Source organism: Vibrio sp. 14N.309.X.WAT.E.F5, assembly GCF_030397615.1.
Lineage (GTDB): Bacteria > Pseudomonadota > Gammaproteobacteria > Enterobacterales > Vibrionaceae > Vibrio > Vibrio lentus.
Genome location: NZ_JAPNXR010000005.1, coordinates 22,980 through 35,152, shown reverse-complemented (window position 1 = coordinate 35,152; position 12,173 = coordinate 22,980). Strand labels below are relative to the sequence as shown.

11 protein-coding genes are annotated in these 12,173 nt (G+C 46.7%); 1 reads left to right on the top strand and 10 read right to left on the bottom strand.

The window, feature by feature from the left end; translation table 11 throughout:
• Positions 1-39: 39 nt before the first annotated feature.
• From xdhC to OW495_RS07645, 8 genes are all read right to left on the bottom strand, one after another.
• Positions 40-921, bottom strand: coding sequence for a xanthine dehydrogenase accessory protein XdhC (gene xdhC, locus OW495_RS07680; RefSeq protein WP_017630713.1), 882 nt, complete (start codon positions 919-921; stop codon positions 40-42).
• A gap of 54 nt (positions 922-975) precedes the next feature.
• A complete protein-coding gene (xdhB, locus tag OW495_RS07675) occupies positions 976-3,366 on the bottom strand; it encodes a xanthine dehydrogenase molybdopterin binding subunit (RefSeq protein WP_289885874.1) in 2,391 nt (796 codons plus the stop codon).
• Positions 3,359-4,804, bottom strand: coding sequence for a xanthine dehydrogenase small subunit (gene xdhA, locus OW495_RS07670; RefSeq protein ID WP_289885873.1), 1,446 nt, complete (start codon positions 4,802-4,804; stop codon positions 3,359-3,361). The genes xdhB and xdhA overlap by 8 nt, the downstream gene beginning before the upstream one ends.
• A gap of 461 nt (positions 4,805-5,265) precedes the next feature.
• Positions 5,266-6,000, bottom strand: a complete 735-nt coding sequence (locus OW495_RS07665) for a GntR family transcriptional regulator (RefSeq protein ID WP_289885872.1) — start codon at positions 5,998-6,000, stop codon at positions 5,266-5,268.
• 194 nt (positions 6,001-6,194) lie between these two features.
• A complete protein-coding gene (locus tag OW495_RS07660; protein ID WP_017067459.1) occupies positions 6,195-6,881 on the bottom strand; it encodes a DNA-3-methyladenine glycosylase I in 687 nt (228 codons plus the stop codon).
• 137 nt (positions 6,882-7,018) lie between these two features.
• Positions 7,019-7,516: an N-acetyltransferase gene (locus OW495_RS07655; protein ID WP_102514478.1), complete on the bottom strand. Its 498-nt coding sequence runs from the start codon at positions 7,514-7,516 to the stop codon at positions 7,019-7,021.
• 57 nt (positions 7,517-7,573) lie between these two features.
• Complete coding sequence (locus tag OW495_RS07650; RefSeq protein WP_102514479.1) at positions 7,574-8,200, bottom strand: HD domain-containing protein; 627 nt, start codon at positions 8,198-8,200, stop codon at positions 7,574-7,576.
• Between the two features lie 211 nt (positions 8,201-8,411).
• Positions 8,412-9,071, bottom strand: a complete 660-nt coding sequence (locus OW495_RS07645; RefSeq protein ID WP_054541477.1) for an HAD family phosphatase — start codon at positions 9,069-9,071, stop codon at positions 8,412-8,414.
• Positions 9,072-9,482: 411 nt separating this feature from the next.
• Here OW495_RS07645 and OW495_RS07640 point away from each other — a divergent pair, with 411 nt between their 5' ends.
• The gene (locus OW495_RS07640) at positions 9,483-10,811 is read left to right on the top strand and encodes an anaerobic C4-dicarboxylate transporter (protein WP_004732879.1); all 1,329 of its coding nucleotides are present in this window, start codon (positions 9,483-9,485) and stop codon (positions 10,809-10,811) included.
• A 114-nt stretch (positions 10,812-10,925) separates the two neighbouring features.
• Here the strand turns inward: OW495_RS07640 and OW495_RS07635 are convergent, their stop codons facing one another.
• Both OW495_RS07635 and OW495_RS07630 read right to left on the bottom strand, forming a co-directional pair.
• Complete coding sequence (locus OW495_RS07635; protein ID WP_059018138.1) at positions 10,926-11,249, bottom strand: DUF4144 domain-containing protein; 324 nt, start codon at positions 11,247-11,249, stop codon at positions 10,926-10,928.
• A gap of 92 nt (positions 11,250-11,341) precedes the next feature.
• Positions 11,342-12,133, bottom strand: a complete 792-nt coding sequence (locus OW495_RS07630) for a CLCA_X family protein (RefSeq protein ID WP_102514480.1) — start codon at positions 12,131-12,133, stop codon at positions 11,342-11,344.
• Positions 12,134-12,173 lie beyond the last annotated feature (40 nt).

The window sequence follows — 12,173 nt, the reverse complement described above, 5'->3', positions numbered from 1 at the left end:
TTCAGCGACGTTATGGCCACTGAAGCTTTGCGACTTGTGTTAGGCGATCTTCTCTTCCAATGGTGGTTCGCCTACGTCGCTTGGTTGACTGTGTTGATCGGTCAAATCCTGATTTCGATATTGTTTGGTTGGGCGCTTTTGTTCAAGGGCTTGGCCTTGATAGTGTGCGATCAGTTCACCCGCAACCGATACCGCAATTTCGGCAGGGTGTTTGCCATTCACTGCGCTAATGCCAATAGGGCAAATCATGGTTTCAATTTGCTCTTGGCTGTAGCCGCGTTGCTCTAAGCGGAAGTCGAACTTCTTGCGCTTAGTGAGTGATCCAATCATTCCGAAGTAACGGCTGTCTTCACGGTCGATGATGGCCTTAGTTAGGTCAAAATCGAGCTGGTGGTTGTGCGTCATTACAAGGTAATAGCTGTTCGGTGGCATGTGTTTCACCTCGCCAACTGGATCGTCTGAAACAAGCTTTTTCACACCGTGTGGCAGTGTTTCAGGGAACACTTCTTCACGCTCATCAATCCAGGTCACGCGGAAGGGTAGGGTTGCGACAATGTGCAGCAGCGCTTTGGCAACATGACCTGCGCCAAATAGCACAAGGTGGTTCTGCTGAGTGCCAATCGGTTCAAAGCTTAACGTTGCCATTCCGCCGCAACACTGGCCTAAACGAGCACCGAGGTTGAAGCGTTCCACTTTGAGTGATTTCTCGCTGGCAATCAGCATCTCGCGAGCCATTTTGGTGGCCACATGTTCAAGATGACCACCACCAATCGTAGCGATGATTCGGTCACGAGTGACAAGCATTTTGGTGCCCGCATCGCGTGGAACGGAACCTCTGTCTTCGAGCACCGTCACCATTACACACGGTTCGTAGTTCTCTTCCAGTTTTGCCAGTTCGTGAATCCAATTATCCTTAAACATATGTCCTCCTAAATCCCTTTTTATGCTTCCCAAGCTAAACGATCGATATGAGCCCTAAGCCGTTTCTGATTGAGCATCGACCGAAGTCGGAGCCGTTTCAGTGACTTCCTGAATCGCCATCAGAATACGCTCTGGTGTCGCAGGTGTGTTGAGCTTAGGAATCGCGCCATCGACGGCGACATAGCTAATCGCGTCTTTCAGTGCGCTCCATACCGACATACCCAACATGAAAGGCGGTTCACCCACGGCTTTCGAGTTGAAGACGGTGTCTTCTGGGTTGTTACGGTTTTCTAAAAGGTGCGTTCTGAAATCAATAGGCATATCAGCAATCGCCGGGATCTTGTAACTTGCAGGGCCATTGGTCATCAAGCGGCCTTGCTGGTTCCAAACCAACTCTTCCGTCGTTAACCAACCAACCCCTTGCACAAAGCCACCTTCGACTTGGCCGATATCAATCGCGGGGTTCAATGAAGCGCCCACGTCATGCAGGATATCGACACGAAGAATCTTGTTCTCGCCGGTTAAGGTATCGACGATAACCTCTGAACAAGATGCTCCGTATGCGTAGTAGTAGAACGGGCGACCGCGTGCTTTCTCGTGATCGTAATAGATCTTCGGAGTGCGGTAGAAGCCAGTGCTCGACAGCGAGATTTGGTTAAACCAAGCCAGTTCAACAAACGAGTTGAAGGTCATGATCTCATCGCGGATCTGCACCATACCGTTCTTAAATACCACCTCTTCAGGCCACACTTTGAAGTGCGAAGAAGCGAAGTCGATCAGGCGCTGCTTAATGGTCATTGCGGCGTTTTGCGCGGCCTTACCGTTGAGGTCGGTGCCCGATGAGGCTGCGGTTGGTGATGTGTTCGGAACTTTGTCTGTGTTTGTAGCGGTGATCTGGATACGTTCGACATCGACTTGGAACTCCTGTGCAACGATTTGTGCCACTTTGATGTTCAAGCCTTGCCCCATTTCCGTACCACCGTGATTCAAATGAATACTGCCATCGGTGTAGATATGGATGAGCGCACCTGCTTGGTTCAAGAAAGTCGCAGTAAACGAGATACCGAATTTCACTGGTGTGATCGCAAGGCCTTTCTTCAAAATAGGGCTCTGCTTGTTGAACTCGGCAATGTCTTTACGACGTGCGTGATAGTCACTGCTGCGTTCAAGCTGTTCGGTTATCTCAGGTAAAAAGTTGTCTTCAACGGTTTGGTAGTAATGGGTCACGTTACGGCCTTCTTCGCCGTAGTAGTTCGCCTTACGTACTTCCAAAGGATCTTTTTTCAGGTAACGCGCAATCTCGTCCATGATGTGTTCGATGGTCATCATGCCTTGCGGACCACCAAAGCCACGGTACGCGGTGTTCGATGCGGTATTGGTTTTGCATCGGTGACCAACCACAGTTGCATCGCCTAGATAGTAGGCGTTGTCTGAGTGGAACATTGCGCGGTCTACGATAGAACTTGATAAGTCTGGTGAGTAACCACAGTTACCTGCAACGGTAATGTCGGCACCTTGAATCACACCATTGTCGTCAAAACCGACTGTGTATTGATTGTAGAACGGGTGGCGTTTGCCGGTTTGCTGCATGTCTTCACTGCGTAGCAAACGCATTTTTGTAGGTCGGCCTGTAAGGTGAGCAATAACCGCAGCCATACAAGCTGGAGAGGCCGCTTGAGTCTCTTTACCACCGAAACCACCACCCATACGACGCATATCAATCACGACTTTGTGCATCGGCACGCCAATCACTTCCGCAACCAGCTTTTGAACTTCGGTCGGGTTTTGGGTCGAGGGGTAAACGATCATGCCACCATCTTCGGTTGGCATAACGCTACTGATTTGGGTTTCTAGGTAGAAGTGCTCTTGGCCGCCGATCTCTAGATCGCCAGAGATCACGTGTTTTGCTTTTGCCAGTGCGGCTTTTGAGTCACCACGTTGTTGAGTGTGGCTCTCTGTCACGAAGTGTTCTTTCTCTAGTGCTTCTTTTACATCAAGAATCGCAGGGAGTTCTTCATATTCAATGATTGCAGCTTGTGCGGCTTTACGCGCGGTTTCTAAATCATTGGCAGCCACGGCAATCACAGGTTGGCCGTAGTATTCTACTTTTCCGTCTGCAAGCAGTGGGTCACCCGGTAGGATGGCGCCGATATCTAGCTCACCCGGTACGTCTTTCGCTTGAATGGCAATCGCCACGCCTTCAAATTCGTAACACGGTGATAAATCTATCTTGGTGATATTCGCGTGTGCTTGAGTGCTCAGGCGTGCGTATACGTGTAGCTGATTTGGGAACTCTAGGCGGTCATCAATGTATACCGCTTCGCCCGTAACTTGCTTGGCTGCACTGTCGTGTTTAACGCTTTTACCAACGCCAGTTTTTAGGTCTTGTTTTGCAATGGTAACCATCTCTTCGTGGGTCATCGCATGCTCGTGTGATTTAGACATAAGACGTTACCCTTGTTTCGATTTGGTTGTTTTTGTTCTGTTGTTCAATGAAGTAACGACGCAACATATTGGCTGCTGACAATGAACGGTATTCTTGGCTTGCACGGAAATCAGATAGCGGCTCAAAGTCGTTATACAGTTCCTGCATCGCTAACTTAATATTAGCGTCTGTCCACGGTTTGCCTAATAACGTCTTTTCACAACGCGCTGCGCGCTTAGGCGTTGCAGCCATACCGCCAAAGGCGATACGAGCGTAAGAAACCTTGCCATCTTCGATTTGAATATCAAACGCACCACAAACCGCAGAGATGTCGTCGTCTAAACGTTTAGACAGTTTGTAAGCTCGGAAGCTGTCGTTGCTTGGCTTAGGAATGATGATCTGTTCAATGAATTCACTTTCTTTCTGCGCCGTCACTTTGTAGCTGATGAAGTAATCTTCAATCGGCATGGTGCGAGATTCGTCGCCACAACGAAGTTTGATCTTCGCGTTCAGGGCAATCAGCAGAGGAGGGGTGTCTCCGATAGGTGAAGCATTGGCTACATTACCGCCGATGGTGCCTTGGTTACGTACTTGCAGCGAAGCAAAGCGGTGCAGCAGTTCACCAAAATCTGGGTAGTGTTTTTTCAGTAGTGCGTAAGAGTCACTGATAGGCAGGTTGGCACCAATGATTAAATCGGTGTCGGTCTCTTCGCATACCTTCATGTCTTCAACAAGATTTACGCTGATTAGCGTTTCAATCTCACGATGGAATTGCGTCACTTCCAGTGCTAAATCCGTACCGCCAGCAACCAGCTTAGCGTTCGGATGTGCTTGAAAAAGCTTGGCCAGCTCATCAGTGCTTTTCGGGGAAAAAGCGGTGAGGTGACCAAGACGTAAGTTGGCTTCGGTGTCTTGAATACCTTCTAGCTTCTTGATGGTGTTGCGTTCAAGTTCAGCAAATTGGTCGATCAAAGGCTGGTCTGTTGAAAGTGACATCGCAGCATCAACAATTGGTCGGTAGCCAGTACAGCGACATAGGTTACCTGCCAGCGATTCCATGACGTCTTCTTTGCTCGCATCGGGTTTGTTCTTGCCTAGCGCAAACATCGACATGATGAAGCCAGGCGTGCAGTAACCACACTGTGAACCGTGAAAATCTACCACCGCTTTCTGCACTGGGTGCAAAGAGCGATCTCGGTTTTGTAGATCTTCTACTGTGATCAGTTGCTTGCCATGCAGCGCTGAAACGAAAGTCAGGCAAGAGTTCACCGAGCGGTATTGCAACTGCCCATCAACCACTTCACCCAGAACTACCGTACATGCACCACAGTCACCCGACCCACAACCTTCTTTGGTACCCGTTTTATTAACCTTGGTACGAAGGTAGTTGAGCACTGTCATGTTTGGCGACAGATTATCTTCACGTCTTATTTCCTGATTGAGCAAAAAAGTAATCAAGAGACCTCCTTGTAAATCGACATATTTCCATGTGTATTCTTTTTGACTTCTAGGTCAATAATTATCCATCCTGACCCTGTGGTCAACTATTTATTTACAAAAATGCAACAATACTGCGCTTTGGTGGATTGTATACAATTTAATTTTGTCTGTAGTTGCTTGTTTTCTTGGGATTTAAATTGGAAGTGCTGAGTTTTGTGGTATGAATGAATTAATGGTTATGTATACAAAATAAAGACAAGATTTTTGGCATTGGCGGATCAAATACTGTAGACGCTAACAGTGCAATTTAGGCCAGAATAGAGAGTGTTTTGAGGCGAAAATGCGCCGATCTTCGCGTTTATTATTATGGGGAGGGCATAAAAAAGAGAAGTAAACGCAGAGGCTTACTTCTCTCCCGTCTTGTTAACAAAAGGTTGTTAACAGAAAGTTGTTAGAGCTGGATTGGAATGGTCAACTCGTTATGACTTGTTCTTAAGCAAATCTGAGAACACGACATGCAGGTCGCTCGATGCGGTGCTGCTGTCTAGGTTGAGCTTCGAACGAATATGGCTTAGGTGTTCTTGCATCAACTCTACGGCTTGTTGTTCGTTGCCTGACTCTATTGCATCCAGTAAGCCTGAGTGTTCGTCTAGAGAACAGTTCGAGTGGTTGCCCGTTTCGTATTGAGCGATCAGCAGTGAGGTTTGCGATACCAAGCTGCGTTGAAAAGCCAGCAGTGGCGCGTTCTCTGCCATTTCAGCCAATTTGATGTGGAACTCACCAGACAAACGTAGGCCAGAGCCGTAATCACCTTGGTCGAAAGCACAGTTCTCTTTTGCGACTAATTTTCTGCATTCTTCTATTTGAGCTTTGGTTGCGTTTTTCACCGCCAGCTCAGTGATAGCAATTTCCATCACTTCACGTGCTTTAAAGATTTGTTTGGCTTCGTCAACCGTTGGCGCAGCAATCACAGCTCCTCGGTTAGGACGGATCACCACAACTTGTTCTAAAGAAAGACGCAGTAAGGCACGGCGGATAATGGTGCGGCTAACGCTAAAGATTTCTGCTAGGGCTTCTTCGCTTAATTTGGTGGCTGGTGGCAGCCTTTGTTCTAGTATCGCGTCGAAGATATGGCAGTAAACAACATCGTCTTGAGTCTGGCCTGTTACTTTCGTTTTTACACCTTTGGAGACAGAGTTTTTGAGAACTGTCATAGAGATAAGGACCCTTGTTTAGTCGAGTTGGATTGGTCGAGAATAATTCATGAGTATTACTCTATATTGTATACATTTATCTATACAATGCCACCGGATGAAAGTGCGATGTACGCTTATTTGTTAATGACTTATAACATTTTGTTTGCAGGGAACTGTGTGCAATCTTTAGCTTTAAGCCATTTTTAATTTAACTAAACTCGATTATCACCGCAGCTGTAGGCAACAATTTGGCTGATTTCGCTCAAGCTACGACCTGACTGTTGTTGCCATTCGTTGAAGGCTTTACCCGCTGCCAGTTGTGCTCGCTTGGTGTTACGACCGCTATCCACCACGTCTGTACTGCGTAGGTGTGCTTCAACATCTGATGACAAGATGAAGGTGTCTTTACCCATTTGGCGCAGAGTGTAGGCACCAGTATTACCACCCAATCGCTTGCCGTGTTTTTTCAGGTAATCCCACAGCTCGGTGATACGTTCTGATGGCCAGTCGGCAACCATTTGCGAGAATGAATCGGCTTCACGCTTGGCGTTGTGGATCATGGTGGCATTGGCAGGGATGGTCATCACTTTAGTGAGGTGGCGAATAATGCGCGGGTCTTGCGCTTTTTGTTCCCACATTTCATTCGGCAGCATCAGCATTTTTTCGATATTGAATTCAAAGAACACTTCTTCAAATTGCGGCCATTTCTTTCTCACTACATTCCATGAAATACCACACTGGAATACTTTTTCAGTAAAGGCGGCTAGCCAACGATCGTCGGTGATTTGTGATAGCTCGGCTTGTGAAAGGGGCGCACGAACAATTTTTTCGAGTTCGGCCGCTCCGCCTTTGCGGTGAGCGGCACGTTGATAAATGGTGTCGAATTTTTCTTGGGTCATTGAAGGTTCCAAATTACATCTGTGTATCTTGAGTGTGTAGCAATGCTTAATGATATGGGGTCAAATCTGGCAATTAAAACGATTCTGTTAACTAAAGTAAGTCTGTTAATTAAAACGATCAAGCCGAGTAAAACAAACTAGCTGAGCTTTAATTCCATTTGATATAGAGGCCAGGTGTTGCCATTGAATTCTTTGAACTTTGGCTCTTTGTCGACCACTTGAAAGCCCGCTTTGTCGTAGCAACGTTTCGCACCGTGATTCTGTTGGAATACCGCTAAGCTGATGGTGGTGACATCAGGAAGTTGTTTCGCAGCGTCTAATGCACTTTCTATCATGGACTGTCCAAATCCTTTACCACGCTGATTTGGATGAATGGCGACTCGGCAGAATCGAAGTTCACTGTCTGACATACGTTGAAACTCCATAAAACCGAGCAATTCATTGGTATTTGAATTAGTGCTAGGCGTGGAGAAGGTGTAAAGCTCGACATGTGGTTCTTGAGATCGCTCGATGATGGAGGCGGCTTCTAACGGCCAACCAAATGTTCGTCCGCCCCACAGTACGTAGTCTTCGAGTGATGTGAACCAAGTGATGATCTCGTTGGCATCGGAGGCTTTAAAGCGGTTTATTTCCATATCTTCGTCTCTTCCTTATCGTGTGTCTCTTTTTCCTAAGCTGCTAATTCTAAGCGGCTAAACTTCCGCGCCCAATTGCTCAAGAAAGCCACGCATGTAGTCGGTGCGCTTGTTGGCTTCTAACTTGGCTGATTCTGTATTCATGATTTCTGCGAGCTTAAACAGCTTCACGTAGAAGTGGTCGACACTGTAATGCTTGTCATCTAAGTCACGATGTTCAGCGAATGGGTCTTCGTGGTTATAAAGCTCGGCGTTAAAGCTCTGACCTACGTACAGGCAGCGAGCGATACCAATCGCACCGAGAGAATCTAGTCGATCGGCATCTTGGACTATCTGAGCTTCTATGGTTTCAGGTGTGATGTTAGCGCTGTAGCTGTGCGTGACAATGGCATGATGGATCTCATCCAGATAGGACGCGGGATAGCCGATAGATTTGAGGAAAGAGATCGCCTTGTCTGCGGCCATTTGCGAGCTTTGGGCTCTGTCCGGATGGTTCTTAGGAAAGGTGAAGCAATCATGAAGGTAAGCGGCGGGTAAAACGACTTCAAGCTTAGCCTGTTCTTGAACACACAAAGCCTTAGCGGTTTTAACGACGCGCTTAATGTGGCTAATGTCGTGCGCTGCATCTTGTGTCATTTCTTGTTGTGCAAAATCAAGCAGTTGGTCTTCAAACTTTTCCTTCACGCGTCTCTTTCTCCATATGTAGACGTTAGCAATCTTGTTGATCACCTAGCATTTATTTCACATCGACTTTAACAGTTTCAAGCGCGAGTTTTTATCTTTTATAAAAGGAATACCCACAAAAAAACCGACTCTGTGAGTCGGCTTACTAGAGAGGCTTGTCTACGTATTTTAGGACGAGACAGATAAAAGCATTATCAACGGCAGTGAGAGCTTAAGCAGCAGCTTGTTGAAGCTGTGCTAACACATCATGCAGAGAAGGGCTGATGGTGTGACCAAGCGCTTTTACTTCGTCACATGGCTCTACTAAATCAGGGATTTGGAAGCTGATCATGTTGGCTGCCATTGATGCGCGAATACCGTTGTTTGAGTCTTCAAACGCTAGGCAGGTTTCAGGGGCAACACCTAGGCGTTCTGCCGCCAATAAGTAGATCTCTGGGTGAGGTTTACCATTGGTCACTTCGCAGCCGGTGCTTAGTGAGGTGAAGTAAGAATCTAGGCCTGCCAGCTCAAGCTTCTTTTTCGCGATATCAAGCTGAGTCGAGGTTGCCACCGCGATTGGAATGTCGTTTGATTTCAGCCATTCAAGAAGCTCAATTACGCCATCTTTAACTGGGATAGCCTGGTGCTTAACAATCGCACTGTAGCGAGTGCGCCATTCATGGTTCAATGCTGGGTAATCTAACCCTTCGCCGTAGCCATTTCTAAAGATCTGTTCGATGGTTTTTGCGTTACAGCCAATGATGCCTAGGTAAACATCCTGCAAAAACGGAACACCTTGCGCGTGACATGCTTCTTCAAAAACCTGCATACAAAGTCGCTCGGTGTCGAGCAGCAGTCCATCCATATCAAAAATAGCAGCTTGGAAATTCATATCCGTGGTTCTTTCTGTGTTGTCGTCGTGAGGGCGAGTATTTTGACATAGTGTCTGGAGATAGGCGAGTCAGTGTTGCGTGAGAATATGCAGAATTGGCTCAGTAATATGCTTCTGGATGAGCTGTGATGTAATTGATTCGGTCTGGAATGATATCGTTAAGTTATGAGCCTGATATTTTATAGGTCATACCGTTCTAACAGACACAAGAATGGTTATCATACATAACAAATCTAGGTTGAGCACCTAGCTTCCTATTACAATTCATAAACTTACAGGCGTGTTAGCGTGACCATAATCTTATAAAAAACAATTTGCGGAAGCCTGCAATCAGAGTGTGACCAAGCAAAAAGTAAATGGTGGAACTTACGGACAAAATAGAATTAGTCCACACTTTTAGCAAGGTTGCTTATGTTGTATTTTGAGTTTCTATTTTTATTAGTCGTACTTTATATCGGGTCTCGGTATGGCGGTATCGGCTTAGGTGTTGTTTCTGGGATTGGCTTGGTTATCGAGGTGTTTGTCTTCAAGATGCCACCAACGTCTCCACCTGTCACCGTAATGCTGATCATCCTCGCTGTTGTTACTTGTGCCTCGATCCTCGAAGCGGCGGGTGGCTTGAAATACATGCTTCAAGTTGCCGAAAGGGTGCTGAGAAAGAACCCGAAACGCGTCACCTTGATAGCACCGTTCGTGACTTACTCGATGACTTTCCTATTGGGTACTGGCCACGCGGTTTACTCAATTATGCCAATCATCGGCGATGTTGCGTTGAAGAATGGTATTCGTCCTGAGCGCCCGATGGCAGCTGCGTCTGTTGCCTCTCAACTGGCGATTACTGCATCTCCAATCTCGGCAGCAGTGGTGTATTACCTCGCACAACTTTCTGATATCCAACACTCTATTACTCTGCTTTCGATTTTGATGGTGACGGTTCCTGCAACGCTTTTCGGCACACTTTTGCTTTCTCTGTATAGCTTGAAACGCGGTAAAGAACTGAACGACGATCCTGAATATCAAGCGCGTCTAAAAGATCCTGAGTGGAAAAAACGTATCGAAAGCACCACCGCGACGTCTTTGGATGAAGTACTGCCAACTTCGGCTCGTAATGCAGTATTGATTTTCCTATTGTCGATTGTGGTGATTGTTATCGTAGCGATGGTGCCAGAGATCAGAACCATTGTAGACGGCGACAAGCCAATCAAGATGTCAGTGATCATCCAAATGATGATGCTCTGTTTCGGCGGTATCATCTTGCTGGCAACCAAAACTGACCCACGTGATGTACCAAATGGTGTGGTATTCAAATCGGGTATGGTGGCGGCGATTGCTATCTTCGGTATCGCATGGATGTCGGATACTTACTTCCAATACGCAATGCCTCAGTTCAAATCTGGCATCGTGGAAATGGTAACGAATTACCCATGGACGTTTGCACTAGCGCTATTCATCGTATCAGTTGTGGTGAACTCGCAAGCCGCGACGGCACGTATGATGCTACCGGTTGGCCTTGGTTTAGGATTAGATCCAGCACTGCTTATCGGTTTGATGCCAGCAGTTTACGGCTACTTCTTCATCCCGAACTACCCATCAGATATCGCAACGGTTAACTTTGATGTGTCTGGCACCACCAAGATTGGTAAGTGGTATTTCAACCACTCATTCATGTCGGTGGGTTTAATCGGTGTAGTCGGCGCATGTTGTTTAGGCTACGCACTGGCACAGATTTTTATCGCTTAATGAATTAGCTTTCTTTGAGATAGCTAAATAACAAACAAAAACAGCGCCTGAATTGGCGCTGTTTTTGTTTAATCTGTCTTGGGAATTAGCTTTGATACGAGCTCTTAGGCAGTATTAGCGAGGCTCAAAAGCCAAAGACTGAATCGCTTCTTCGATAGTTAGGAAGTGGATCTTCATTAGGCACACTTCAGCTTTCTGGAACTCGTGATTTCGAATCAGCTTAGTCACGTTTTCAACTGAATACTGCTTAGCTCGTTTAGCTAGAGACAGTTGATTTGAGCTTGATTGCAGCGAATAGCTGTCGCCTTCAGAATCGATGAGGTAATCATCTTCGCCCAAGATCATATCTGAGCATTCTGCTTGAAATTCGTGTTCGGATGCGACGTAAATAAGCTCATCATCACCGTCGAGTTTTACCAAAGATGGCCAACTGATCATTACTGCCTCTAAATCATGGATGTTGAAGTTTGTGTCTGGACTATAAACACTTTTCGCTGATGGATCATCTCTAACCTCTGACGACTCGAACGTTACTTACTTAGAGATCGACCCAACGGCGCGAAATAACCTTGAAGCGCTTCATAAATCTCTTTGCGATGCTTGAGGTCTGGATAGAGAGGGAACATATCCGGCTTGGTCGTGCCATCGACTAAGTAAGAATTCTCGATATCTGAACAGGATTCAATCGTAGCTTCAAAGGCTCGCGCCATCATTTCTGTTGGTAGTGAGAAGTAGCGGGCAGACGTTGCCTTGTCTGCAATAACACTGCGTGCAACGTAGTCGTGTTTATCTAGGTTGTTGTCACTGAGTAGTGTGGCATCGAACACAGACATCAAACTCTCGTTTAATGGATGAGGTCGTACCTTTCTATCGTGTAGCCAACAGTCACTGGCGAACAAGATTTGTTTGCGAGGACCGGAGGTGTCACCAATCTCAAACGCCTTTTCGGCGATGTAGTGGTCAAACGCATGCCAGAACTCATGCGCTAACGCACCAGCACCTGCGTTTTTAGCGAGGGCTAACTCTCTTTGATTTGGTGCGTAGTGTGCTTGTACACCCTTTCTGCCACCACTGCCGAACGCTAAGCCTAATGTGCCACGTAAGCCAATTGCTTCTGGTGGCAAAGCCAGGATGTAAGCCAAGTCTGCCAACGAATCGAATATCAGATTCGCAGCGAGTTCTTTCTCTTCTTTAGTGACCCAAGCACCCACACGAATGCTGCCCATACCGAAGGTCTGTTTGATGTCCATGAATGACACCTGATCGCCATGCCGATAATCTGGGCCTTTGCGAGTCTTGTACTTAAAGTGAGTTAACTTCAAAAGAGTCCTTGGAAGTGGCGGTAGATGTAGCTCAGATCGT